The sequence below is a fragment of the Liberiplasma polymorphum genome (genome assembly GCF_043951795.1).
In the GTDB taxonomy this organism is placed as follows: Bacteria; Bacillota_I; Bacilli_A; order Izemoplasmatales; family Izemoplasmataceae; genus Liberiplasma; species Liberiplasma polymorphum.
In genome coordinates, this window is sequence record NZ_JBIOAG010000007.1 from 1 (window position 1) to 25936 (window position 25936).

A 25936-nucleotide genomic window follows, 5' to 3' on the forward strand; every position below is an offset into this window, starting at 1 on the left:
GACTCGAAGTCCTTATTTTTTTGCGTCTTTATAAAACGTTTCTACACTGAGTTCTGTTAAATCTTCGGTGAAGGCTTGTTCAAATAATTCAGGTGGTATTGTTACATAATCACACCCTGCAATCATTGCATCTTCTATTTGATCTTTACTTTTAAAACTCGCTCCGATGATTTTAATATCTAGATTTTTATCATAAATCATATCTTTAATATCCATAATTAACGCAAACGGATTTAAGTTATTTTTAATCATACGGTCAACATAAACAATGAGTTCACTAGCCCCAGCCGCAATACTCATCATCGCTTGATTTAATGATACAACTGCCGTTGCGGCAATATTATATTCTTTATGCTTTTTACGCATAAAACGGTAGCCTTCTTTAGTAGCTGGAACCTTTATAAAATCTTCTTTACTTAATAACGGCTTTAATGCAGTGATTTCATGAATCATGCCATCATAATTAAGTGATGCGACTTGAATGTATAGCGGTTTATTTTTAAGTAGTGTTTTTAGTTCTTTTAATATATCACCAGTGTCTGAGGCTTCTTTTGATAGTATCGTCGGATTTGTTGTTACACCGTATATTGGGTAATAATGACTGATTTTATGAATTTTAAGTGCATTCGCAGAATCAATTAAAAACATTATTCCACCACCAACATGTTTGCCTCATCAAACTTAAATGCTTCACTATAAGCCACTTCAAAAATATAACCATCTATATCTTCAAAGTATCCACTATAACCACCCCAGAATACTTGATCAGCGGGTTTAATGATTTTACCGCCAAGTTTTTCTGCAAGTGCTAATGTTTCATCAACTAAGTTTTTTTCTAAAACGTTATAAGCTATCGTAATGCCGTTAAATCCAGCCCCTTTTTTAGGGGGATCAGCAAGGTGAATATCCATCGCTAATGCCTCAAGTGGATATAGCGCTAGTTTGGTCCCTTCGTTATCAAAAAATACAATATCAATACTAGAAGATTCGTCTAAAGATGTCTTAAATCCTAACCCTTTATAAAATGCTAAGCTCTTTTTAATATCTTTAACCCCTAATGTTATAATATTCAAACGATTCATACAATCACTCCTTTAATTATAGTTTAATGCTTTAGATGAAATTATACAAGTCAATCGTAATTTATAAATCAATTGTTAACAGACGACTTATAGTGTAAAATAGACTAATAAGGGGGCGCTTTATGGACCTAAAACTACTCACTAAAAAAGCAAATCGTGGTTCTAAAGATCATCAGTTCCTACTTGGTATGCGCTATTTAAAAGGGACCGACTGTATGGAAGATAAACTTACAGCGGAAAAGTGGTTTAAAAAAGCCGCAAAGAAAAAACACAAAGAAGCCTTATACCACATGGGACATTTAAAGATTGATCAAGAAGAATATAAACTTGCGTTTACGTATTTTAAAAAATCCGCAAAACACAAGTTTTTTAGTGCGTACAAAATGTTAGGGTATCTTTATAAAGGCGACTATGATTTAGACTTACAAGACATTAAAAAATCTAGAGAATCATTTTATAAATATTATCTATTTGATAAGTACGATGGGCTTGATCCCCTCTTAAGTGTTTATGATATTTCTATGTTTAAATCCTCAAAAATTAGTTATCAGTTTTTAAAAGAAGCCATGGAATTCGGTCTAATTAAAGCCAAGTTTCATTTAGCGATGCTATTTCTTACAGATAAACATTATCAAGATTATAATAAAGCTTTAAAATTTATGGAAGATTATTACGCCGCAACAGCCGATGTAAATGCGGCGCGTGAACTTTATTACTTATATTCACCTAAAGAAGACCTCTATAAAGGCTTTAAAAAGAAAGATGCTGAAAAAGCCCGTATGTATTTACGTGATACCATTGAAGGCGACGGCGTTTTAAAAGGCACTGAATTTATTTATACTCACGGGGTTTACTATCCAAAAGATATTATGCCTTTAAATAAGTATTTAGAAAAGACGTTAACCAGAATGAAAACGTCTTTAGCCATCGATCAAAACTTTTCTCAAATCGTTTCTTTAAACACGTTTGATATCACCATGCATTTTAATATCGAAATCGTTTATGATTACGATGCAAAAATCACTTATAAAAAACGCGTGATTGAAGAAGAAATTTATGAAGAAGAAATACAGAAAAAACAAACCGTTAGAAAAGGCTTAAAGAAAACAGGGACCGTTAAAATTCCAACAATCATTAAGAAAACGAAGAAAAATAAGTCATGGGTAAATGAAGAAATGCCTTTTGAAGATAAAGGGAATATTGAAGAAACCCAAGCAAATTTTGTTAAGGTAGATTCTTTAAAATCCTTAATTTATGCGCTTGAATGTAATGATCACGTATTTAGTATGAATCAACCAATTACCCATAAAGAACTTTCAAAACGTGTTGAAAAAGATTTGAAAAAGAACTTTAAAAAACCTAAAAAAAGTAAACGTTTTAAACATGAATTTAATTTTGATTATATTTATAAACTTCAACCCGTAATGCAAATTTACTACCGCTATCAAAACACCTTATACAATGACATGATTGATTTAAGCCATAAACAAAAACTTAAGCAAGTCCGTTTTCCACTTGAAAAAAGTTTTGCAAGAGAACTTAAACGCTTTAAAAGAAGACAAGCTTCTCTTGAACGTAATAACTGGATCTTAAGTATTTTATGGTTTGCAGGGTTTGCGGCTACATTATTTATGATCTATCCAAACTTTTTAGCAAACAGTACCTTCTTCTTATTCCTATACAACTACTATATTTACCAATTATTAAGCTTAGCCGTTTCATTTGGCATAGCGTACTTAATTCACAGAATTGTTAAAGTCTATCCTGTTAGCGAAGAAGATTATATTAGACATTATGATGATGCAACACACGACGAACTCCGTGTTGATATCATGAAGAACAACTGGAAGATTTGGTTAAAACTTGGGGTTGTATTTATCCTAACCTTAATAAACATTTACTTTTATTATTTCATGTAAAACGCCTCCTGAGGAGGCGTTTTTTTATCTTTGCTTTTGCTTTTTTAAGTGGAAATAAAATAGTGCTGAAATGATTAAAAATAAAACGTTTAAGGGTGGGGGCATAAAGAAGACGTTATTAAACATCGTCCAAATATGAAAGGCTGGATTAAGTATGTAAAAGATAATCACAAAGATAAATAAAATCTTTAATTTCATCGTTAAATATTGTCCAACATTTAACCCATGTAAGCGTATAAGTGATACCCCTATGGGTAGTAAAAGTAAATGATTTAATATAACCACAAACATTAAGAGTGGCATTCTAAGTGAGTGCACTAAAAACCCATCATGGATAAAATAAAATATTGGTGAGAATATAAATGGGCTATAAAAGGTTAATCCAGAAAATAATAGGATTAAATATAGTTCTCTTCTTTTGAGGTTTAAAGCCTTTTCTTGTCTATAATCGTTATAAACATTTTTTCTATAAATCCATAAACTGATTAAAAGTCCAATAAAGGCAATAATCATCCCAGTCATATAAAAAATCTTGAATGTTCGTGTACCAACAAATAAATCAAATACCAAAACAAAAAGACCAGGAATAAAAAGCACTACCCCTGAGGTAAAGTAAAATACGAGTAAAATAATGGCCTTAATCATATGGTCTTTAGTCTGTGCGTTTTTGACAGTCTTTTTTTGCATGTAATGCCTCCAGTAAGTAGATGTTTTTTTATAGTATAAAGAATGCCACAACAATGCCAAGTGCGATGATGAACATAATTAATTTACTTATCATATGGATCTTGTGTCTATTGTGATTGTGATCTTGATTTTCATACCCATCTCTTATATGATCAAGGCGTTCTTTTGTTTTAACACTTGTATATAAATTACGCATAGCGCCACCCCTTTTTTTAACTTACTCTTATTATAACAAAAAAAGCCGTTAGTTTAACGGCTTTTATGAAGTTAGTATTAATTTTGTATTGTTTTACGAATACTAATTAAAAGACTATAGAAGCTATGATGATGCCTAAAAACAGGATTAGCATAACCGTTAATACAATAATATGTAGTTTGGGTCTTTTTTTCATATGTGTATCTTTTTTATCATCTTCAATTAAGTGAATAGCACGTTCTAGATCTTTTTCTTGTTCATGTACATTTCTCATGCAAACACCTCCATCATTAATATTATACCATTTTTAAAGGCTAATGAATATTATCTAGGCTATAAAGACGCATTTTCAGTAAATAATTAAACTAATTTAAAATCATAAGTATACTTACAATAATAATCGCTAACACCGATAACACGATTACAAATATTGTACGAATTTTAACAAATGTTGGGCTTTTAAAAAATGATTTCTTGGGTGGAGTCACTTTAGGCGGTTTAACATGATCGACTTGTTCTTTAACTTTAATAACATGAACCTTTTCATCCTCTCTTCGCATAAAAATCCCTCCTATATAAAAATTATAGCACGGCTTTAAAAAAGTGAATCCTTATTTATCGGATTCACTGTCTTTAATAAATATAAATGGGCGGATACGGTAATACTTGAATAAACGTTCTTTTTTTCTTAAATGTCTATTGGTTTTAATCATATGTGAATAGCGTTCTAATATAATAAACATCCCTAAAACAACCGGTCCAAAAGGAAGTGGAATAAAGTAGCCAACATTGACCATTGAGTATAAAGCAAACCCAAAAATTGATAACGCCACAAATATACTAAATCTTGATATTTCTTCAAGCAGTGTATAGCCTCTTACAACCATCTGATATCCATAAGCTACAATACCAAATAACCCTAAACTTCCTACAATCTGGAAGAAGGTTGAATGATACCAAAACATCGCCATCGGTTGAGGATTGTAGTAAACCACATCATACCCAAGCCCTGTTCCAAATAATGGGTACTTGAAAAATAGTTCGACTGCATATCGGTACATCATCGCCCTTGATTCTGTATCGCTTACTCTAAGTCTTGAGATCATCGTTTGGATGATTTCAGACCAAGGCGCAATTTTCCATTCAAACACAAAATAGATTAGTGCCATAACGATGATAAAGTCAATGACTAAAATATACTTTCTTCCATTTGAGATGAAGATGGTTGCGGCCATTATAAACGGAAATACAATGGCGGCAGAAATCATGCCCCCACGAGAAAATAAAAAGATAAGCGTCACAAACTGTAAGATACCAATCGTAAAATAAATACCAGGATACCTATGTTTTAAGCCTAAGTAAAACGCAAAGGGCATACTAAGAAGTAAATTATTAGATACATTATTACGCCACTGAAATAAACTTCTAGGGAACTGTTCATCAACTAAATGTTGATTTAAAGCAATACTACCCCAATACATCGCAATGCCCATTACCCCAATCGCTGTCATAATCTTCGCAAAATACATCGCCATATAGTGATTATCTTTAGGTAGGTAAGTTTCTAACGCAAAATAGACAAGGACCATGAAGGGTCCTAACCCAATAACATAATAGATACTTCTTAAGGCAAAATAATCTTCTAGACTAATCGCAAATAATCCACCTAAGACAATGGATGATGATACCGCAAGGGTGGGATAAAAAAAGCGGCCTATTTTAAATTTAACAGGATAAATAAACGCCCTTAAAAGCATCGCCGGAATCATAAAAATTAACGCATATAATAATACTGGATAAAAATAGCTAACCTCACCATATCTTGCTAAAGGCACCATCCCTATTAATAGAAGGGGTAAAAACGTTGGTAAGACATCTTTAACAAAGATTAAGTTAATCGCTATAATAAAGGCCAGAAAAAAGATGGCATATATTTCTAAACGTAAGAAGAATGCGGCAATCGCTATAACACTTAAACGGGTTATATAAAAATCACTATAAAAAAAGCGCTCAAGTAATTGAGAGAGTTGTTTATATTTAAATGTAATTAAACGACTCATACTGCACCTTCTTTACAGGAATAATAATCATGTTAAAGTTTACCACTTTAGCCTCTTTTAGTCAAAGCATAAACTAAGTAGATATTTGCTTGAAAAATACTAACCCTTCAACGAGTTCATCATGTAATGTTTCTAGACTAAGTAAATAAGTTATTTTTTGATTGCGTTCATAATAACGTTTTTCAAGGGTTACTAAATCATTATAGGTTTTTTCTATATTAGATGTAGGGTTTTTTCTTCCTAACATAATAATTAAATAAAGTTCCATCAGTTGGGAATCACTCATGGTTAAAAAAAGCTTTCTAAGCTTTTTATTGGCTTTAAATGTAACCTCAGTCGGAACATGACGTAAATTATTAAGCGCTCTTTGTTTATGTTCTTCTTCTAGTTTTGTATAACTATGTTTTAATATTTTTTGTATTAAATCCTCATTAATAAGTGGCATTATAAGCCTTCTTTCTTAAAGATAAACTGATTGTTTTTGTCACTATAAACATACCCAATATCACTGAGTCTTTTTTCAAGTTCATGTTGATCTAGTTCAAGTTCTTCACACATCACATCTAATGAACGAAAGTCATTACGAAGTTTTGTGTTCACCAAACTTAAAAGGACTTCTGGGGTGATTGATAAATTAATCATCTAATTCCCTCCTCTTTAAGATACTTATATTATACTAGATAAATCATTATTTTATAAGTAGTATGTATTTCACATGTGTTTAAATATAAATTATTGCTTTTCTATGGTATAAAAGAGATATAGTAAGGGATTCTTTTAATAAACTGAGGTGATTTGATGAGTGAAGATACATTTAAAAAACTTAGAGATGAAATGGTTTATAATCAAATTAAAGCACGTTCTGTACAAAGTAAAGAAGTAATTGAAGCGTTTAAAACTGTTCCAAGACACGAATTTGTACCAAAAGAATACGCAAAATATGCCTATCACGACCACCCACTTGATATCGGCCATAATCAAACGATATCACAACCTTATATTGTGGCTTATATGGTTGAAGCCTTACAACTATCTAAATCAGACCGTGTATTAGAAATAGGGACTGGTTCAGGCTATCAAACAGCCATATTATCTTTATTAGCTAGCGAAGTTGTAACCATCGAGCGTATTAATGACCTTCAAACCTCTGCGATGGCTAAACTCAACGAACTAAACTACAAAAATATTATCTACCGCCACGGAGATGGTTCTAAGGGAGCTTTAAAAGACGGTCCGTTTGATGCCATTGTTGTTAGTGCTGCCGCAAAAAAAGTACCGGAAGCGTTAATCGATCAATTAAAAGAAGATGGCCGCTTAGTCATTCCAATTGGTGGGTACTTTTATCAAGAACTAACGCTCTTAACAAAAAAAGAAGGCAAAATCAAAGAAACCCCACTAGGTGGGTGTCGCTTTGTCCCACTTATTTCAAAAGAAGAATTTGAATACTAAAAACGATGCTAGTTAAGCATCGTTTTTTTTAGAACCATTTCATTTTTTTAAACAGTAAGAACATGAGCCCTGCTAAAATAAAACACATGGCAATAAAAATACCTAAAGAGTATTCATACTCTAAAATATCAAAATGCACAAAGTTCATCCCGAAAAATCCTGTTAAAAAAGATAGCGGAATAAAAATAGCAGAAAATAAGGTGAGGGTTGTCATAATACGGTTCATTTTATTTGACTGGTTATTTATGTGAAGATCTAGTAAGTTTCTCATAAGTTCTCTTGCTTGATTGACTTGACTATCAAGGCGTTTTAAATGGTCGGTTAAATCTTCAAAATAGCCTTCACTTTCTTTAGTAAATAATTCGCTTCTTTCAAGTGCACGTTCAAGTTGTTCTAAGGTTGGTGTAACACTATTTTTAAGTCTTAATAATTGTTTTCTAACGATATAAAAATCTTCTTGATTAATATTTTTAGATCCTAAAATTTCTTCTTCAAAAACACTCATATAATTTTCTATTTCATCAAAGACATCAATGTGTTGATCGGTTATGATATCAAGGATTTGATAAAATAAGTAATCAATCGGTTTTTCTTTTATTTCTTTATGCGTTTCAAACAATGCGTGAAGCGGTTGTAAAAAAACTGGCTCTGTTTCATGGAAACTGATGATCGTGTCTTTAAACATGAATAAACTCATATAATCATCTAATATTTCACCTTCATGCAAATGTTCAATATGAAATACACCAAATAAATACGCTGGTTTGACTTCTATTTTATTACGTTGTTTCACATTAAAAACATCTTCTAAAATAAGTGAATCAATCGTGTAATATTCTTTTAGTGCTTGAATTTTTTCTATGTCATTTAAGCCAATTACTTGTATGTAATGTTTAGGAAAATCTAACGGTTTAAAATTGTTCGACATTTTAAGGGTGGTATCGTTAAAATGGTAATGAACAATTTTAGTCTCAATATGATGATGTTCTCCCGTATAGACAAAAGATTTTGGGGTAAAATAGTTTTTTATTTTCATAAAGTCTCCTAAATTTTGTCTTATCTAATAAATACACTTCCAAAAAATAATATGTTAATTACTATACCTATAATGGTTGCGGTGAGGATACTACTTGCACGTCTTGGATAATTATTAAACCATAAGATATATAATATGATGCCAACAATGGGCCAAATAATCGCAATCAGTGTAAGTAAACATCCTGCTGGTTCATCAACAGTTACAATAATATTTTGCTGCTTAGATTGTTGCTCTAATTGGGCTCCACATCGCTTACAGTATCTTGCGTTACTTTCATTATTTGTTGTACATACGTTACAGCGTATCATAAAAACACTCCTAACTCATTGGATTAAATTCTTGTAATGGTGGAAATTCTATCTCTAACTGATCGGTAAAAAAGTAATGAATACCACTAATGTAATTACTTTCTTGCTTCGTTGAATCAAAAAGGTATTCATTTCTAAAATGAAATTCAAGTAGGGTGTTATTTTTATAAACCATTTCTATTTTACTCCTTGAATTAGGCGGTAAAAATGGTTCTTTTAGTGTTTCTCCACTAAAAAACACTCTTCCACTATGGGTACTGAAGTTTTTATCATTTAAACTAAGCGCTAAACTAGTTAAAGCGTTATTGGTAAATTTCGTTAAATCTAAAAGATCAGTGTAGGTGTTTATTAACGTCTGTAATTCATTTTTATTCGTAATATCATAATGATGACTTACTCTATGCATCCCTTGCGTTAAGTAAACAAAATTGGGGGTTATAAGTACTTTGTAATCTGCTTGAAGTGTTTCTAACTCACTATGAATCAAAACATGAATTAAAATACGTTCAGAATTGATTTGATTTAACATTTCGATGTGATCAACACTAACCCCATCAACCTCATACATTTTATTAACAAATACAACTTCTAAATTAATGGTTAAATTTTGAAAAACTTGTGCAACACTTTGGTTATCAGTCTCTGGGACTTTTACACACCCAATCAGTGTAAATGTTAAGATTAAAAGCATGGTTAATCGTTTCATATGACCACCTCATCTAAGTTCATTATACGTGAAATTCGTCATAATTTCTATTGTTTTAAGTGCTTATAAATAAAGGGATGCCTTTGCATCCCTACTATTATTCTGATTCAGTGATAACAATACGCTCTTGGGTAATGTTAGAATCTTTTTTAAACAACTGATTAAACCATTTAATTTGATGAAGATAAAACCCAATATATAGTGTAAACATAATTACCCCTGCAAATAGTGCGGTTAATAATAGGTATATAGGATTAAACTTAAAGATATTAAAGATATAAATGGTTTCTCCCATATTATAAAATGATTCTAGTGGTGTTCCAAGTTCAGGTTTTAATGAATAAAAATAGTTACTGTATTGATTAAATAATACGAACATTAAATTATTAATAAAGAAACTTATAAAATATAATATGGCCACAAGTTTAACGGTTTTAAAAAATGTTCTAAAATTTAGTTTGGTAAAGCCTACTAAATAAGTCCATAAAGGGATACTTACAAGTAACATATGGCCAATTATATACGCAATCCCTCGTAAGGTTAATATGTTCGCATAATTTTCTAAACCATTCGCAAACAAGATTGATACAAAGGCTGCAGGTAAGTTTAAAATCAAAGCAAAGTTAAACCAGATTTGTTTATTGCTTATAAACGCAATCAGCAATACAAAGTTCGCAAAATGACATACCTGTAGGGGCAGTAACTCTATATCAAACTGGTACCCACTTACCACCCATATTTCGATGTTTCTAAGGATTAAAAGTCCAATAGCGATTAAACTTAAAATAATCCCTATTTTTCTATTTTCACTAAGCGTCTTTTTATGGGTGAAAAGATATAAAATTAATAAAGTGATAAAAGGAGAAATCAAAAAAAGATAGTGCCCAAAACTCCACATACTAAACGTCATAAGTTCACCTCTATTATATTAACTAACTATATTATAGCTTAACAAAAGAAAGAATTCATCATATTTATAACCCTTTACAAAAAAAGATTGGCAAATGCCAATCTTTTTAGTTTTGGTTTAATACAATACTTCTTATAATTTCTAGTGGGATTTTCGGTTCTCTTTCATAAGTAAGTAACCCATTAATCTCTTGTTCAACATCGGTTAACTGTGTATAACAAACGCCTTGAATAAATGGGGATTTGTATAACGGTTTAAAGACATGAGACAAGCGTTTTTCAAAGTCTTTAGGATCTTTAGCACTTGAATAACCCCAGCCTTTTGTTGAAGATTTCTCAAACGAAATCCCACCAAATTCTGTGACTAAAATCGGTTGTTTGTTATAGGTGAAGCCTTTGTTTAATAAGATTCTATGACCTGGTAAGCTGTTTAATATGGTTTCAAGATTATGATATCTATCTTCAAGGACAGCTTCTTTTGATTCATAGTCATGAATGGTTAGTAAGTCTGTGGTTCCATGTTCCCAGCCATCATTTGAAATCACCATACGGGTATCATCTAATGCTTTAGTAAGATGATACATTGATTCTAAGAAATGGACTTCTCTAGGACTATTGAGTAAGTTAGGTACGCCCCATGATTCATTGATTGGTACCCATGCCACAATAGATGGATGATTATAATCACGTTTAATGGCACGCTGCCATTCATCAAGTAAATTCATCATAGATTTTGATGAGAATTTATACGCACTAGGCATTTCTTCCCAGACAATAAGTCCCATTTTATCAGCGTAGTATAAGTAGCGTTCTTCTTCTATTTTTTGGTGTTTTCTAACGCCGTTAAAGCCCATGAGTTTGGTTAGGTTAATATCTTGTTTCATGGCTTCATCATTAGGGGCTGTTAGTAATGAAGTAGGGTAATAGCCTTGATCTAAAACTAGACGTAAGTAATAAGGACGGTTATTTAGCATAATATTTCCATTTTCAATCGAAATTTTACGCATACCGAAGTAACTTTTTACTTGATCGATGCCTTTACTTGATGTAAGGGTAAAGGTTACATCATATAAGTTAGGGTTTTCTGGAGACCAAAAATGATTTTTATCTTGATCGTTTGCTTTCCCTAAATAATAAACAGCTTCATAATAATTTGCATGAATATTAACTTTTGTTGCGATAACCGTTTTACCGTTAAAACTAATCTCTGTTTCAAGTTCAGAATCTTCTTCTAAGTTTTCAAAGTAATATCCTATTTTAATCGAATTTGTAAGAATATCTGGGATAAATTTGGTGCGTTTAATATAGGTTTTTGGGACTTCTTCTAACCATATACTTTGCCAAATTCCAGATGTTCTTGTATAGAAGATGTTTTCACTTTCTTCTTTCCAATATTGTTTTCCTCTAGGGATTTCAATATCTTTCATATCATCAAAAACACGAATGGTAATAACATTTTCTTTTGAAACATTGACATAATTTGTTATATCGACTGTAAAAGAAACATTACCCCCTAAATTCGTACGGACAAGTTCTCCGTTAATGAAGATATCTGAACGGTAATCGATTGCACCGACATTTAGTATTTTAATGGTATCTTCTTTTTCTACTTTAAACGTTCTTTGATACCACATGATACTGTGGTCTTCATTTGAAAAGATACCACTATCTTTTGATTGATAGCAAAATGGGACATTAATGGTTAAATCCTTAATTGGTTTTTTATACCATTTATCTTTTAACCCTTGATCTGAGTCATCAAAGGTAAAATCCCATTTACCGTTTAAGTTAAGCCACATCTCGCGCTCGAATTGTGGTCTTGGGTAAGTGTTTTTCATGTTTCTACCTCGCTTTATTGTTTAATACCCGTCATGGTTATTCCTTTAATAAAGAATCGTTGTGATGCTAAGAATAACGCAAGAACAGGAATAATGGAGACAACTGTTGCTGCCATAAGTCTTGCATAATAAATATTGTATGTCCCTTGCATTAGGGCAAGCCCAACAGGTAAGGTCCTAACGGAATTATCATGTAAAACAATGAGCGGCCATAAGTAGTCATTCCAGTTACCCATGAAACTAAATAAGCCTACCACGATTAAAGCGGGTTTAGTTAAAGGGAGTATAATACGTAAATAAATTTGGAAGTTATTAGCGCCATCAATATGCGCGCTTTCAATTAATTCTCTTGGAATCGTTAAATTAAACTGTCTTAATAAGAAAATACCAAATATCCCGCCAAGTCCTGGAATGATTAAGGCTTGAAGTCTATTTAACCACTCAAATCGAATCATAATTGAGTAAAGTGGAATCAGATTCATAACCGCAGGAATCATCATGGTTGAAATTAATAACCAGAATATTTTATCGCGGCCTTTAAACCTTAAAATACCGTAACCATAAGCAGCAAGTGATGCAATCAGTAAATAGAGTAACGTGTGCCCTGTTGCTGCTATGAAACTGTTTCTAATATAATGAAGAATATTGTGGTTATCATCTGTGAAGATAAAACGATAACCTTCTAGTGAGAATTCACGAGGAATCAAGTTAAGTTCTCCTCTTACTGCTTCTCGTTCTGATTTAAATGAAGTTGATATTACCCAAATAACAGGCATAACCCAGAAAAAGGAAATGATGCTTAATATGGTAAATGACAACCGTTTTTTTCTTTTTTCAACTGCTTTAATTGCCATATTTAATCACCCATCCTTTTAATAATTCTGGTTTGTACAATGCTTATGATGATCATAATTATCCCAAGCACAACCGCCATCGCGGTTGCAATACCTGGATTTGGTCTTCCCCCACCAAAAGCAATGTTTCTAATATACATCATTAAAACGGTTGTTGATTGTTGTGGGCCACCACCCGTTGCAAGTTGTGGTTGGCCGAAGACATTAAAGCTTGCAAGGGTCGTCATAATAAATATATAAACCAATTGATTTCTTATAGAAGGGAGTGTAATTTTGAAGAATTTTTGAAATATATTTGCACCTTCAATGTCTGCAGCCTCATACAAGTTATCTGGTACTTCTTTAAGTGCCGCTGTAAAGATGATCATATTTCCACCAATTGTCCACCATACCGTCATAAGTACAAGGGATATCCAGGCAAAAGGCTGTGAGGCAAGCCAGGGAATGTTTTCAAAGCCTAAATGACCAAGCGTTACATTTAATACCCCAATGTTGGTATTTAACACCCAACGCCATATAAGCACAAGCGTTGCAATTGAGAATAAACTTGGTAAGTAAAATACGGCTCTAAAAAACTTATACCCTCTTGGTTCAACATTAATTAATGCTGCAATTAATAACGGAAAAGCAACTAGGATTGGGACGGATAATATAACAAAAGTAAAAGTATTTTTTAATCCGTTCCAAAAGTATTGGTAATAGATATGATCGGTTTCAAACAATATTCTTCTATAATTGGCAAGCCCGATAAAGGTTCTATCTTCTGGAAAGAATAAATGCCAATTAAATAAACTGATAACTAATCCGTAGAAAAACGGGAAAATAAAGAATATTGAAAATAAAATTAAATGTGGAAGAATGAATAGCCCTGGTTCAAACTTTTTAAGTTTTTCCTTAATTACCAAGGGCTTCGTCGACACGTTGGATTCCTTCTGCTTCAGCTTCATCTAGTAAGGCTTGTAAGTTTGCGTTTCGATTAATCATTGCCGCAGTTACACGAGAATAAATTGGGCTAAATGCATCATCAAAATACGGTGATGCATTAACGAATGTAATCGTATCAACATCCACAAAAGTATTATGGTGTTCGAGTGCTAAGAATTCATCACTAGCTAATACAGATAAGTTTGCAGGAATTTGTCCAGCATTTGCCCATCTTATACTATTGCTTGTGATATATTCAATAAAGGTTAAAATTGCTTGTTGTTTTGCTGGTGATTCAGTACGTGCTCTTGGCATAACAAAGTTATGTGATCCTGCCCAAGTTGCTGGGGTTTCTCCAAATAACGTTGCAATCGGTGCAGTCCCAAAATCAATCCCTGAATCAATGATTCCGTTTAACATCCAAATCCCGTTAATATGGAAGGCTGCATTACCTTGTCTAAAGTAGGCTAAATCTTCATCAACGCCAATATTAGCTGGGCTAATATTATCACGGTAAATCATGTTATGGAATACTTCTAACGCTGCTAAGCCTTCTGGTGAATTATAGGCTGGATATTCGCCATTTTCATCTAAGTCTTGGCCACCGTTTTGGAATAAACTAGCTGTAAATAATGTTTGTGAAGGCCAAGTAGATGATACTGGTAAACAGTGTTGGACATGGCCTTCTAATGCACTACAGGCATCAACAAGTTCTTGGTAAGTTGTCGGAACACTAACCCCTGCAGCATCTAAAATCGTTTTATTATAATATAGTCCAATGGGATGCACATCTAAAGGAATCGCATAACGTTCCCCTTCAAATACGCCTGCATTCCATACGGCTTCAATGTAGTTACTTTCATCAAAATCGGCATCTTCTAGTAAGTGATCAAATGGATCAAGCATACGTAAGGATGCATAACGCTGTATATGATCTAAATGCATGATCGCTACATCTGGTCCTTGTCCTTGAGGGACTGCTGTATTTAATACTTCATAAAAGTCAGCTGAAGGAATGGTTTGCGTTAACACGCGAATTTCTCCTTCAAATTCAGCATTAAAATCATCAATCATTGCACGCATTTCTTGACCATCTGGTCCTGTAAATATGTTCCAAAATGTAATGACTACAACACCGTCATCATCGTTGTTGTTACCGCCACCACATGCTAATAAACTTATTGTCATTAAACTAATTAAAAATGTCAGTAGTAATTTTTTCATCAGTTAATCCTCCTTTATATAAGGTGCTTCAGTTTCTGTTTCTGATGGCCTGAAGTTTCTTACTTGTGGCCATCCGTCTTGATCCCAAATGATTTTATCAATTAACATTGGGCGTCTTGTTGCGCCATTTGGTAAAAATGGTTCGTTTTTATTAATGCCGTGATAAACAATCCAGTAATCGCCCGCATCATCTTGAACGATGGCATTATGACCATTCCCTACGTAAGTTTCACCATGGCCAATAACTAAGGAACCGGCACTATTTTTAAGATTTCTACCCATTCGGTCAACATAAGGGCCTAGTAAGCTTGTTGATCTCCCTACTTTGGTTTCATAGCCTGAGTTTGCACCAGCACAACATGAACCCGTTGATGTAAATAAATAGTAGTACCCTTCTTTACGGATGATATAGGTTGCTTCATGGGCATTCCCAGCAATGTGAATTTTTTCACCTACTGTAGATAAGCCATCTTCACTTAACTGAATTGCGTAAATACCATGGAAACTTCCCCAAAACATCCATTTATCATTTTCTTCTGTAATATATACAAATGGATCAATCGAGTTTGGGACTCCTATTTCATTACTATCAAAAAGTTTACCGTGATCGGTAAATGGACCATATGGGGTTTCACTTGTTGCAACCCCTATGGCAGGATTAGGATCATCCCACACCGATAATGAATAGTATAAGTAATATAGACCATTAAAGTATTTTATTTCTGGTGCCCATATGAACGCAAACCCTTTCCAAGAAGGTTTTTCTTCAAATGCATCACCCATGTCTTCCCAGTTCACTAAATCTTTGCTTCTAAATATTGCTACATAACGTACACCATGTTCATAATCAAAAAAGTCTTCGGTTGCATACGCATAAAAGTATCCATCTTCTGCACGGATAATTGAAGGATCTGCAAAGACTGGTTCAATGACAGGGTTTTGGTAGGTTTTCACAGGTTTTTCCCCCTCAAATAGGTTACATCCATATAAAGTAAAACTTAATAAAAACAAGAGCACAATTAAATATTTTCGCACAACATCACGTCCTAATTATAGCGGAGAATCTAGAGAAATCCTAGATTCTCCCCCATTTTTTTTATTCGTAAATTCTAATAACCATAAAGTTTTCTACGGTAATGACACTTGGTACGTCACCTTCAGTGTGATACCCAAAGAATAAAGCGAATTTCGCGGTGTCAATCGTATCATTACTATTAAAGATAAATGAATACGTTCTTAATGTATCATCGATATCCCATTCAACTGGTTGGCCATCTTTTAGATCTTTGAAGCCATCGGCTGGGTCTTCAATCCCTAACCCAATTCTTCTTGCTTCTGTACTTGAGATTCTAAATGTTACTAAGTAGGTAACACCAGCATCAATTGAAACATCTGTTTGATGGAGTTGAATATGCCACCAAGCATCGCCAATTGTATCTAAATCTGCGATTAATTGGTTATCCACTGCATCCATTGTTCCAGTTCCAACTGGGAAGTCGAAATTCCAGTCATCATTTGAATCAAATGTTGAATTATTTAAAATATTTTGTTCATCTGCTTCAACCATATTGAAGTAAGTAACTTCAACAAGTCCTGCGGTATCATCTTCATGAATTTTTCCTAAGAATAACGCAAGTTTTGCAGAATCAATGGTTCTATCTGCTCTAAAGACATAGTAGTAAGTAACAAACTCATCCGTAACTTCCCACTCAATCCATTCACCTTTTAAATCAGCAAATCCATCTGCAGTATCTTCAAGACCTAATGCAATCGTGCGTGGTGCATCTGCACGCATTGTTACAGTGATTAAGTACGCATTTCCTGAAATAATACTAATACCATCTTGGTAAAGTTGTACATTCCAAAATGCATCCCCAATATCTGTTAAGTTCATTACAATCATATCATTTTCATAAGCCATAGTACCTTGATGTGGTTGTAAATCAAAGTTCCATCCGGCCTCAGTAGTCATGTCTGGATTATCAATAACACTCATACCACCTTCAGTTGCTTCAACCACTTCAATTGTTCTAGTAGCCGTTGCAGTATTTCCAGCTGAATCGGTTACTGAATACGTTAATGTATAAATGCCTACAGTTTCTGTATCAACAGTACCTGTAACGATAATATCATCTGTTAAGTCACCATCTTCTGGGTCACTTGCAGTAACACCAGCAAGTGGATCAAAGGCTGTTCCTTCTGATATTCTTAAGTTATTAGCCCCGTGAATACTTGGATAAGCATCCTCTAATTCTTCAACTAAGAAGCTTTGAATATATACGGTAGTTGGTTCATCAGTTCCAGCAATTTGTCCCATAAAGATTGCATATTTTACAGTGGTTAAATCACTTTGTGCATTAAAGATATAGGTATACGTTTCAAATTCAGTAGTTAAATCCCACTCAACCGTTTCACCTTTTAGATCTCTAAAGTTATCTGCGGTATCTTCAATACCAAGTCCAATACGTTTAGAACCTTCAGCTCTTGCAACGACTGTAATTTGATATGATTTACCCGCTTCAACATGAATACCACCTTGTGATAACTGAATATGCCACCAAGCAGAACCTAAATCTTCAAGTTCGGCAATTAATACACTGTCTTCAACCATCATAGTTCCTTCACCTACAGGGAAGTCAAACGTCCATCCTGTATTGCCTAAATCAAAGAATGGGTTAAAGAGTTCAAAGGCATTTTCTTTACCAAGGACAACAGAGATTAAACGATTTTCAATCTGTGTTAATCCCTCGTGTGTTACTTTATATTGTAAAACAAAATTCGAATTGTTTCCTAAGTTCGTTTGGACAATTCCAACTACTTCAATTGAAGCGGTTAAATCCGTTGACCCACTCATTGCAGTAACGCCTGCAAGTGGATCAAAACTTTCGCCAATTTGAACGACTACATCATCAAGTCCTGAAAATTCAATATCGGTTTGATCTAATGTAACACGCTCAATTTTTACTTCATTAATCACGACGTCTGTGCCGTTATCATCATCACCAATACGGCCTAAGTATAAAACAAACTTCGCTGTATCTATTGTACGATCACTTGTGTAAATGAAGCTATAAGTTTCCATTGTATCTGTTAACTCAAACGCAACATTTCCACCTGGTAACATCATATAGCCATCACCAGTATCTTCCATCCCGATACCAATGCGTTTTCCTGATGCAGATGATGCTTCAACGCTAAATCTGTATGATTCACCTTCGGTGATCATAACGGTTTGGTGGACTTGAATTTGCCACCACTGTGTTCCTGGGTTGGTAATATTTGCATGAAGTTGATTATTGGTCACACTAAATGTGGCTGATCCACCTGGTGTATCTAAAGTCCATCCACCAGTATCTAATGTAAAGTCTCCATTATATAAAGCCCATGGATCATCGGTTTCAAATACAACCGTAATAAAACGGTTAACCGTCGTAGTTTGTCCACGACTGTCTGTAACACTATAAGTTACTGCATGTTCACCTAAAATTAATGTATTAACAAAACCATCTACTTCAATATCTGCAGTAATGTCGTTCCCTGCATAATCAGTAGCGGTAACCCCTTCTAATGGGTCAAATGTAGCACCTTGCATGACCGTCGTATTGTCAACACCACTAAACGTTGGTGCTGCATACGTTCTACGACATGCCGCTAAAGATAAAACTAAAACACTGAAAAGCATTAAAACTAAAACCTTTTTCACTATTTCTCCTCCTTATGGTAAAACTATTATTTTATTTTACCATTATTTTACCTTTTATTTTTCCACCTGTCAACCACAAGTGAAAACATTTACATCTTCTATTATAGTCGTTATAATTAACTTTTCAAATATATATACCTTAAAAAGTAATCGGTTTCACGTGGTAAAATTATGAAAAAAAACGCCGTTAAGGCGTTTCTTCTTGGTGTTTTCCCACACTATTACGAGTGACCAATTTGGTCGGTGTGATAAGTTTTAACGGAATGTCTCTTCCTTTAATTCGGTCAATGAGTAACTCATAAGCTTTTTCACCCATGAGTTCTGTATAGACTTTAACCGTTGTTAAAGGAGGCAGTGAAAATTCAGCATGCGCAATATCGTTATACCCTATAATACTCATATGTTCAGGGACTCTTATTCCAGCTTCATAAAGCGCTGTTAATGCGCCGATGCACATAGAGTCATTCCCTATAAAGAATGCGGTTGGTAGTTCATCTGTATCAATAATTTTCTTCATGATGCGGTAACCATCATGATAGGTTCTTCCGCCATGATGAATAAACTTTTCTTCGTATAACCCTTTACTTTCTAAATACTTTTGGACGAGTTCATAACGATGTTCTGCTAAATCGATTTTTTTACTTTCTCTAATTTCTTTAACGCCAATAAACCCAATTTTAGTATGATTTCTTCTAATCAAATAGTCCATGACTTCTTTTACTGCATTTTCTCCATCAAATAGTATGGAGTCAAATTTATTTGGATAGGGATTCGAATTAACAAAAACGATATTTTCAGTAATTTGACTAAACGCTTTAATCTCTTGTTTTGTGAAATGGCCAATCCCTATGATTCCATCAACGTTTTTAAGTTTACTGTAGTCATAACCATTTTGCACATCATTTAAAACGATTAGATGAATGTTTTCATCCTTAATTCTTTTTTCAACCCCTAAGCGAATCGATAAGTAAAAAGGATCTTCTAATTCTTCTAACGTTGTATACATGCTTACAACCCCTATGGTATAGGTTGTTTTAGCATGCCTTTGAGAAATTGTTTTATACTGTAATTCTTCTGCAATTTTTAAAATCAACGCTTTCTTTTCTTCTGAAACTCTTAAACTCTCATCGAAGTTTAAAACACGAGAGACAGTACCGATAGAGGTTTGTGCGCGTTTAGCGATTTCTTTGATCGTCGCCATATTGATCACCCCAATTTAGTTCTATTTTACCAAATTTTTACCAAAAAACAAAGTTAAAAAAACAGACCATTTGATAATTGGTCTGTTAAATACTATTTAATTAAACTTCTACCACCATCGTAAGTTAAAATAGTGCCACTCATATAGTCAAAATCTTTTGATAACATTTTATATACAATCTTAGCAATTTCTCTAGCAGTTGTCACTCGGTTTAAAGGGATTTTATTAACGGAAGTTTCATAATGAAGTTTATTTTTAAACATATTGTTCATTGGTGTTTTGGTCGCACCAATTGCGAGCGCATTTACTTTAATGTTTTTATCTGCAAGCGTTAATGCTAATTCTTTAGTCATTAAATTTAATGCAGCTTTAGATGCATCATAACTATATTTATTTAATCTTGGTAATATGCCGTGTACTGAAGTGATATTTAATATACGTCCATCACTATTAAAGTGATTCATAAAGCACTTCACCAAGAAAAATGGACTGATTAAATTAACTGCAAGTACTTGTTCAAACTGGTTTACTGTTACCTCTTCTAATGCTGATTCATCCTGAATAGCTGCATTATTAATTAGCACATCTATTTGATTATGTTTTTGGATTATTTTACCTGCCAACTCTTCTAATTTATAAACATTTTTTAAATCAAAAACATAAATCTCTAGTTCTGAATATCGCGCTTTTAAATCCATTAATTTTTGATCATCAATATCAATAACGATTACATGAAACTTATTACTTAGTAGTTTCTTTACAATAGCTTCGCCAATACCATTAGCACCGCCAGTAACTACAGCTTTCTTTTTCATCATATTATTCACCAACTACTTGTATTTTTTGTTTTAAGAATTTTTCTAAGGCTTCATCTACATAGATAGCATCATTAAGTAACTGCTCAGCCATGTCTAAGTTATCTAGTATTTCTTTACTTGTTATATCTTTAAACAAATCTTTATGTTCTTCTTCAATGCAAGATAAAAAATCATTTTTATCTAGTATATTTAAGTATTTATCTAATATAGAGTTTTTTAATAATATAGTTTTAAAGAATCGATGGTGATTATCAAAGTCTTTGCTTAGTTCAATAGTTTTAGTTGTGAAATCTAATGCGTTCGACAAGTAATTATACGCATGAACTTTTCTGGCGAAGTTATCTTTATCTTTTTCATATTTTTTTTCGAATATTTCACCGATTGAATAATAAATTCCTGCAAGCATAGAATCTTGTTTACTTTGGTTAAATAGTTTATTGATATTAGGAACATTGATGATGTAATTATAAATAGCTTCTGCTTTATATGCTGCATCTAAACATTTTGCTAAATCAATTGTGGGGATTGATGATATGTGTCTGTATGCTCTAATAGATAAAAGTAATTTTCTCAATCCTTCATCGGAATCATCATGATACTCAACTGAAAACTGATCATTTATCGGCCTTACTTTTACACCGATCATTGTAATAGCTTCTAATAGTTTATCATAGGCCTCATTCTTCCCCATCAACACTAAAGTCCACCCTACCTCATCAATTAAAAAAGATATTCTTCTAATACTATTTTTGGAATGATTAACCATTTTCTTTCCTAATGTTAAACGAATTTTATACTCACCTAAAAGTAATAAAGATCTTGTAATAGAACCAATCTCATCTGCAATAACATCTTCATTTTCTTCAAATTTATTATCTGAAATATATTGATTAATTTTACGTAGGTAATCATTAAAATACTGGGAACTTTTTAACGCAGTACTCTCTGCACTTATCCCTTTTGATAATCTCTTTGAAATGTAAAAATTATACACTGAAAAAGCAATAGTTAATATAATGATTACAGCAACAACCAAATAGATGTTTTGTGTTAATATTGCATTGATTGATGCAGCAAATATAGCCACCATAATTGGAAGTATTTGAATCTTTCTTTGCGACTTTTCTCCCATAGAATCCCCCTGAATACATTTATATTATAAAATTATTATAGACTCTAACCAGTCATAAAGCAATATTATCCCACTTATTACTGAATTTATCCTAAAATAATAAGCAAGCCTATTCGGCTTGCTTAATCAATCTCTTTTAATACTTTTCTAATTTCACGCATTTCATAATTGGCATCTTTATACCAGTTTGGACCAAATATTCTATATAATGTCCATCCTCTAGATTTTAGATATTTTTCCTGATGGTAAAATGCATCTCTAATATCTACTTGGTTCCCACTTGAATTCACATCACAAATAATGCCTAATTTATACACACTATTTACATCATCATAAATACCAAAATCAATATTATATCCACCAATACCAATATTAGTTTCTACAACCATATTATCGCGTTCTAAGCGTTTTAATACTTCTTCTTGTAATAGATTTAGTTTATCTTTATCACGCATAGATTCTTGATCTGTGAGCTGTTCAAGGATACGTCTTGCCCCATCACTATCTTTATTGGATACATAGTAACAATACTGCATATATTTTTTAAGCAGTTTTGGCCCTGAACTTTTTAAGTCTTCTACATGAAATTCAGCTGGATAAAAGGAAGTAACTAAATAGATTTTTTTCTTAGCACGAGAAATTGCAACGTTTAACCTGTTTTGTCCACCTTCATTATTTAACCACCCAAACTGTCTTAAGAAGCGTCCGTCTTTATTTTTAGCATATGCCGTAGAGAAGATAATAATATCACGTTCATCCCCTTGAACATTTTCAATGTTCTTAATAAATAAACTTCTGTCTTCTCCGTCTTCAAAACGGTTTAACTCAGTTTGAATCTTTTTCGTTAACGATTTATTACTAAAGATTTCTTCATCGAGTAAATCTTCTATGAGGTTTCTTTGATTGACGTTAAACGTAATGACACCGATGGTTTCATTTTCTTTTCTAGTACGTAAAATCTTTTTAATGATTTCAACAACTTTAGCGGCTTCTTGTTTATTTTGTCTATTGTCCCATAACCCATCTGGGGTTACAACATATTCAATCGGTGGTTTTTTCGGTTTATCTAAGTTCGGTGAAACAATCAGTTTACCGTCATAAAAGGCATAATTAGAAAACCCAATTAATTCTTCATATTTTGAACGGTAATGATAATTAAGAATGGTTTCTTTATATTTATATCGGGCTAAATCTAATAAACTTTGGGCATCGAGTGAAATATCTACTTCTGTATCATCTTCAAGTAAATCTTCATCATATTCTAAGCGACCCTGTCCTAATGAGGATGGTCTTAACTGTTTCGTATCTCCTGCGATGACGACTTTTTTCGCTCTATAAATCGTAGGAATCCCTTTTTCTACAAACATCTGACTAGCCTCATCAAAAATAACCAAATCAAACATCGCAAAATTCAGTGGAATAATCTCACTAACCACCTCAGGCGTCATCATCCAGACTTTAACATTACTAAATAGTTCTAACTGATACGTATGCACAAACTTCCCTACACTCCATTTACGGGCTGAATCAAGACGACGTTTAATATCCATAATGCGTTTAGCATTACTGAAATTAAGGGCATGTTTATATAAGTTCATCGCAAAAGTTTCATTACATAATTGTTTTTTCTCTTCAATTAAGTCTGAGAGTTTTTGCATGTTTTCTTTGTAATAGTGAATATCTTTGACGCGGTCTTTATTCATCGCTTCAAATTTTTCTAAATACCCTGTATAGATTGCATCAAATATATCTGTATGATAGTTTTCTATATTTTCCATATCTTTAAAAGGCGATCCATAAATTAATACATCAATATAGCGCATTTCATCTTTAGATAACGTACTTAGTACAGGATCTACTTTTTCTAGCGTTTTATGTTCATCTTTAATGAACTGATAAAACGCGTCATCTTCAATAATTAAGCTTAAAAACTTTCTTGCAAGCTTAACTTTTTTAAAGAAGAAAGGAATGTGTTTCATATGGGTTTTAATGAATAGTTTTTTCTTTTTACGTCTTCTGAATTTAAACGTGGTTTGATGGTAGTGTTCAATAAAGCTTTCAAAGTCTTTATAAAACTGTGCACGCACAAGTTTTTCACTACGTGTGAGTTTTTTCTTAATTTTTTCTAAGATTGGATAGGCATCCATAGCTTTTTTAACTAAGACTAAACGTTTTAAAAGAAGTTTATTGTCAAAACGTTTTTCAAGGTTTTGTAAGAACTCATAAGTAAGGGGGTCATACATTTCATAAAATAAATCATGGATTTTTTCTGGTAATAACGCTTCTTTGATATCTTTTGTTTTGACGTAGCGCGGATAAATTTTATAAAGTTCTACATTTGCAATACTTGGAGTAAAAAATAACATATGCGCTTCTTTTAATTTTGCGATTAAGTTATCAATTTCCGCATCAATGGCATGTTTATCATTATTGGTGTTTCTACTTGGTGGTAAAGGATCAATATGCCCTTTAATTTGCGCATAAAAGGTTTGTTTATCTTGGGCATCATCTAAAAATAGCGCAAATTTAGACGCATACCCCATACGGGAATGAATAACATCTAAGGCAACTTTTTTCTCTGATACAATTAATACATTTTCCCCTTTTGCGACTTGATTTGCAATAAGAGAAGTAATCGTTTGGGATTTTCCTGTCCCTGGTGGCCCCCAAATAACTAATTTATCGTTTTTATTAATTAAATCTAATACTTTTTCTTGAGAATAGTTTAAATCGTTAATATACGTTAAATCTTCTTCTTTAAATACCGCAGGCCCATTGACTTTAAACGGGGTTGATTCTTCATAGTTATAAAGTTTATAAGGATCTTCTAATAAGCCTTCAAGTAAATCGTTATACGATTTACTATTTAAAATATCGGTTAAATCTTCTTGTAGTTTGGATGAATGAATTTGGTATTTACCTAAAACGATATACTGTTTTAGTGTTAAATCGCCACGTTTAAAACGTTTATAATCTTTTTTAAGCGTGTTTTCGAAAGGTTCAAATAAGGTGTGGGTTGAGAGTTTTCCATCAATATGAATATGGTTATGATCATAAAACGGTAAAATGACATCATTAAAAATACTCGCACTTAATCCTTCAATGATTGGGACATTTTTAATATCTTCAAAATGAGAAAATTTATTATTAGCGAGTAATAAATCACGGTTAAATAAGATATCTTTTTCTTTATTAATGGTTAAGTAAAAGTCATAGCCTTTTCTTTCTAATAAAACAGGGGTGAATAAAAGCGGGGCTTTAACATCAAAATCCTCGCCTTGAAGTTTTCCTTCAACGAAAGGATAAGCAATAAATAAGTCATAAGACCCTTTTTCTTTTACCTCACGGTTCATCTCACGGTATAAAAGCGTGAGGGTACGGTAAAATCTATCTTCTTCTATTGAACGATTTTTATTGGTAGAATCAGTTAATCTTAATGCCGTTTTTCTTTTACCTAAAATTAAAGAAATCAGTTCATCGTACAAATGGATTTGGAAAAGATCAACGCCAATGCGTTGAGAAAGTTTTGATGTATATAAATTTCTATTTCTTCTAGAAATGTTTGTTAACCTATCTTTATAGTTGGACAATACTTTTTGCGATTGTTTTGACACGTTTACTTCGTTTACAAGCGCATGCTTGTGTCTTAAAATCACGGCTAAAAAATGATGCGCATAGTTTTCTATAAACGCTTCATTAATTCCTTGTATGGCTTTAAAGTCATCTAACTTTAAAGGTTTAGTCTGTGCCATTTCAATCAAAGCTTCGTCATTACAAATCACAGGTGATTTGTTATAGGCATCACGAAACTTTATACGTAAATGATCCCTAGTATAAACAAGTTCATCAAGTAATGGGTCTCTTTTAAGTGGCATGAGATCACTTCC

General features: G+C 32.9%; 25 protein-coding genes. 2 read left to right on the forward strand and 23 right to left on the reverse strand.

The features are described from left to right. Positions 1–12 precede the first annotated feature (12 nt). Together ACHAJD_RS02540 and ACHAJD_RS02545 are read right to left on the reverse strand one after the other, a co-directional pair. The gene (locus tag ACHAJD_RS02540) at positions 13–648 is read right to left on the reverse strand and encodes a transaldolase family protein (RefSeq protein WP_435584289.1); all 636 of its coding nucleotides are present in this window, start codon (positions 646–648) and stop codon (positions 13–15) included. Then, positions 648–1082 carry a VOC family protein gene (locus ACHAJD_RS02545; RefSeq protein ID WP_435584290.1) on the reverse strand — a complete coding sequence of 145 codons (435 nt, stop codon included), beginning with the start codon at positions 1080–1082 and terminating at the stop codon, positions 648–650. Before ACHAJD_RS02545 ends, ACHAJD_RS02540 begins: the two co-directional genes overlap by 1 nt. A 122-nt stretch (positions 1083–1204) precedes the next feature. Here ACHAJD_RS02545 and ACHAJD_RS02550 point away from each other — a divergent pair, with 122 nt between their 5' ends. Beyond that, complete coding sequence (locus ACHAJD_RS02550; protein ID WP_435584291.1) at positions 1205–3001, forward strand: hypothetical protein; 1797 nt, start codon at positions 1205–1207, stop codon at positions 2999–3001. 24 nt (positions 3002–3025) lie between these two features. Here ACHAJD_RS02550 and ACHAJD_RS02555 read toward each other — a convergent pair whose 3' ends face one another. From ACHAJD_RS02555 to ACHAJD_RS02585, 7 genes are all read right to left on the reverse strand, one after another. Continuing rightward, positions 3026–3688: a hypothetical protein gene (locus ACHAJD_RS02555; protein ID WP_435584292.1), complete on the reverse strand. Its 663-nt coding sequence runs from the start codon at positions 3686–3688 to the stop codon at positions 3026–3028. Between the two features lie 28 nt (positions 3689–3716). Beyond that, entirely contained in the window at positions 3717–3884 is a 168-nt protein-coding gene (locus ACHAJD_RS02560; RefSeq protein ID WP_435584293.1) for a hypothetical protein, read from the reverse strand. A 106-nt stretch (positions 3885–3990) separates the two neighbouring features. Then, entirely contained in the window at positions 3991–4158 is a 168-nt protein-coding gene (locus ACHAJD_RS02565; protein ID WP_435584294.1) for a hypothetical protein, read from the reverse strand. 91 nt (positions 4159–4249) lie between these two features. Continuing rightward, the gene (locus ACHAJD_RS02570) at positions 4250–4444 is read right to left on the reverse strand and encodes a hypothetical protein (protein ID WP_435584295.1); all 195 of its coding nucleotides are present in this window, start codon (positions 4442–4444) and stop codon (positions 4250–4252) included. 51 nt (positions 4445–4495) lie between these two features. Continuing rightward, entirely contained in the window at positions 4496–5944 is a 1449-nt protein-coding gene (locus tag ACHAJD_RS02575) for an O-antigen ligase family protein (protein WP_435584296.1), read from the reverse strand. A 73-nt stretch (positions 5945–6017) separates the two neighbouring features. After that, positions 6018–6389, reverse strand: a complete 372-nt coding sequence (locus ACHAJD_RS02580) for a hypothetical protein (protein ID WP_435584297.1) — start codon at positions 6387–6389, stop codon at positions 6018–6020. After that, positions 6389–6586, reverse strand: coding sequence for a DUF4250 domain-containing protein (locus tag ACHAJD_RS02585; protein WP_435584298.1), 198 nt, complete (start codon positions 6584–6586; stop codon positions 6389–6391). Before ACHAJD_RS02585 ends, ACHAJD_RS02580 begins: the two co-directional genes overlap by 1 nt. 156 nt (positions 6587–6742) lie before the next feature. Here ACHAJD_RS02585 and ACHAJD_RS02590 point away from each other — a divergent pair, with 156 nt between their 5' ends. Next, entirely contained in the window at positions 6743–7393 is a 651-nt protein-coding gene (locus tag ACHAJD_RS02590; protein ID WP_435584299.1) for a protein-L-isoaspartate(D-aspartate) O-methyltransferase, read from the forward strand. Between the two features lie 28 nt (positions 7394–7421). Here the strand turns inward: ACHAJD_RS02590 and ACHAJD_RS02595 are convergent, their stop codons facing one another. The 14 genes from ACHAJD_RS02595 to ACHAJD_RS02660 form a co-directional block, all read right to left on the reverse strand. Continuing rightward, positions 7422–8429, reverse strand: coding sequence for a CorA family divalent cation transporter (locus ACHAJD_RS02595; protein ID WP_435584300.1), 1008 nt, complete (start codon positions 8427–8429; stop codon positions 7422–7424). Positions 8430–8449: 20 nt separating this feature from the next. Beyond that, positions 8450–8740, reverse strand: a complete 291-nt coding sequence (locus ACHAJD_RS02600; RefSeq protein ID WP_435584301.1) for a hypothetical protein — start codon at positions 8738–8740, stop codon at positions 8450–8452. A 10-nt stretch (positions 8741–8750) separates the two neighbouring features. Then, on the reverse strand, positions 8751–9446 hold the full coding sequence (locus ACHAJD_RS02605) for a hypothetical protein (protein ID WP_435584302.1): 696 nt from the start codon (positions 9444–9446) through the stop codon (positions 8751–8753). Between the two features lie 97 nt (positions 9447–9543). Further along, entirely contained in the window at positions 9544–10356 is an 813-nt protein-coding gene (locus ACHAJD_RS02610) for a TMEM164 family acyltransferase (RefSeq protein WP_435584303.1), read from the reverse strand. A gap of 106 nt (positions 10357–10462) precedes the next feature. Beyond that, the gene (locus tag ACHAJD_RS02615) at positions 10463–12193 is read right to left on the reverse strand and encodes a glycoside hydrolase family 2 protein (RefSeq protein WP_435584304.1); all 1731 of its coding nucleotides are present in this window, start codon (positions 12191–12193) and stop codon (positions 10463–10465) included. Positions 12194–12207: 14 nt separating this feature from the next. Further along, positions 12208–13047 (reverse strand): carbohydrate ABC transporter permease, encoded by an 840-nt coding sequence (locus ACHAJD_RS02620; RefSeq protein ID WP_435584305.1) that lies wholly within the window; start codon positions 13045–13047, stop codon positions 12208–12210. Positions 13048–13049: 2 nt separating this feature from the next. Next, a complete protein-coding gene (locus tag ACHAJD_RS02625; protein WP_435584306.1) occupies positions 13050–13967 on the reverse strand; it encodes a carbohydrate ABC transporter permease in 918 nt (305 codons plus the stop codon). After that, positions 13942–15195 (reverse strand): ABC transporter substrate-binding protein, encoded by a 1254-nt coding sequence (locus tag ACHAJD_RS02630; protein ID WP_435584307.1) that lies wholly within the window; start codon positions 15193–15195, stop codon positions 13942–13944. The genes ACHAJD_RS02625 and ACHAJD_RS02630 overlap by 26 nt, the downstream gene beginning before the upstream one ends. 3 nt (positions 15196–15198) lie before the next feature. Beyond that, complete coding sequence (locus ACHAJD_RS02635; protein ID WP_435584308.1) at positions 15199–16149, reverse strand: family 43 glycosylhydrolase; 951 nt, start codon at positions 16147–16149, stop codon at positions 15199–15201. 142 nt (positions 16150–16291) lie between these two features. After that, a complete protein-coding gene (locus tag ACHAJD_RS02640) occupies positions 16292–18898 on the reverse strand; it encodes an immunoglobulin-like domain-containing protein (protein ID WP_435584309.1) in 2607 nt (868 codons plus the stop codon). Between the two features lie 187 nt (positions 18899–19085). Next, on the reverse strand, positions 19086–20099 hold the full coding sequence (locus ACHAJD_RS02645; protein ID WP_435584310.1) for a LacI family DNA-binding transcriptional regulator: 1014 nt from the start codon (positions 20097–20099) through the stop codon (positions 19086–19088). A 92-nt stretch (positions 20100–20191) separates the two neighbouring features. After that, positions 20192–20917, reverse strand: coding sequence for an SDR family NAD(P)-dependent oxidoreductase (locus ACHAJD_RS02650; RefSeq protein WP_435584311.1), 726 nt, complete (start codon positions 20915–20917; stop codon positions 20192–20194). Between the two features lies 1 nt (position 20918). Beyond that, positions 20919–22049, reverse strand: a complete 1131-nt coding sequence (locus tag ACHAJD_RS02655; RefSeq protein ID WP_435584312.1) for a hypothetical protein — start codon at positions 22047–22049, stop codon at positions 20919–20921. Between the two features lie 122 nt (positions 22050–22171). After that, entirely contained in the window at positions 22172–25924 is a 3753-nt protein-coding gene (locus tag ACHAJD_RS02660) for an AAA domain-containing protein (RefSeq protein ID WP_435584313.1), read from the reverse strand. Positions 25925–25936: the final 12 nt, after the last annotated feature.

Coding starts and splice junctions, on each gene's coding strand:
- ACHAJD_RS02615 (WP_435584304.1), bottom strand. CDS start 12,193: ATGAAAAACACTTACCCAAGACCACAATTCGAGCGCGAGATGTGGCTT.
- ACHAJD_RS02550 (WP_435584291.1), top strand. CDS start 1,205: ATGGACCTAAAACTACTCACTAAAAAAGCAAATCGTGGTTCTAAAGAT.
- ACHAJD_RS02630 (WP_435584307.1), bottom strand. CDS start 15,195: ATGAAAAAATTACTACTGACATTTTTAATTAGTTTAATGACAATAAGT.
- ACHAJD_RS02645 (WP_435584310.1), bottom strand. CDS start 20,099: ATGGCGACGATCAAAGAAATCGCTAAACGCGCACAAACCTCTATCGGT.
- ACHAJD_RS02575 (WP_435584296.1), bottom strand. CDS start 5,944: ATGAGTCGTTTAATTACATTTAAATATAAACAACTCTCTCAATTACTT.
- ACHAJD_RS02595 (WP_435584300.1), bottom strand. CDS start 8,429: ATGAAAATAAAAAACTATTTTACCCCAAAATCTTTTGTCTATACGGGA.
- ACHAJD_RS02605 (WP_435584302.1), bottom strand. CDS start 9,446: ATGAAACGATTAACCATGCTTTTAATCTTAACATTTACACTGATTGGG.
- ACHAJD_RS02555 (WP_435584292.1), bottom strand. CDS start 3,688: ATGCAAAAAAAGACTGTCAAAAACGCACAGACTAAAGACCATATGATT.
- ACHAJD_RS02545 (WP_435584290.1), bottom strand. CDS start 1,082: ATGAATCGTTTGAATATTATAACATTAGGGGTTAAAGATATTAAAAAG.
- ACHAJD_RS02585 (WP_435584298.1), bottom strand. CDS start 6,586: ATGATTAATTTATCAATCACCCCAGAAGTCCTTTTAAGTTTGGTGAAC.
- ACHAJD_RS02580 (WP_435584297.1), bottom strand. CDS start 6,389: ATGCCACTTATTAATGAGGATTTAATACAAAAAATATTAAAACATAGT.
- ACHAJD_RS02565 (WP_435584294.1), bottom strand. CDS start 4,158: ATGAGAAATGTACATGAACAAGAAAAAGATCTAGAACGTGCTATTCAC.
- ACHAJD_RS02590 (WP_435584299.1), top strand. CDS start 6,743: ATGAGTGAAGATACATTTAAAAAACTTAGAGATGAAATGGTTTATAAT.
- ACHAJD_RS02650 (WP_435584311.1), bottom strand. CDS start 20,917: ATGATGAAAAAGAAAGCTGTAGTTACTGGCGGTGCTAATGGTATTGGC.
- ACHAJD_RS02570 (WP_435584295.1), bottom strand. CDS start 4,444: ATGCGAAGAGAGGATGAAAAGGTTCATGTTATTAAAGTTAAAGAACAA.
- ACHAJD_RS02600 (WP_435584301.1), bottom strand. CDS start 8,740: ATGATACGCTGTAACGTATGTACAACAAATAATGAAAGTAACGCAAGA.
- ACHAJD_RS02610 (WP_435584303.1), bottom strand. CDS start 10,356: ATGACGTTTAGTATGTGGAGTTTTGGGCACTATCTTTTTTTGATTTCT.
- ACHAJD_RS02660 (WP_435584313.1), bottom strand. CDS start 25,924: ATGCCACTTAAAAGAGACCCATTACTTGATGAACTTGTTTATACTAGG.
- ACHAJD_RS02540 (WP_435584289.1), bottom strand. CDS start 648: ATGTTTTTAATTGATTCTGCGAATGCACTTAAAATTCATAAAATCAGT.
- ACHAJD_RS02560 (WP_435584293.1), bottom strand. CDS start 3,884: ATGCGTAATTTATATACAAGTGTTAAAACAAAAGAACGCCTTGATCAT.
- ACHAJD_RS02620 (WP_435584305.1), bottom strand. CDS start 13,047: ATGGCAATTAAAGCAGTTGAAAAAAGAAAAAAACGGTTGTCATTTACC.
- ACHAJD_RS02655 (WP_435584312.1), bottom strand. CDS start 22,049: ATGGGAGAAAAGTCGCAAAGAAAGATTCAAATACTTCCAATTATGGTG.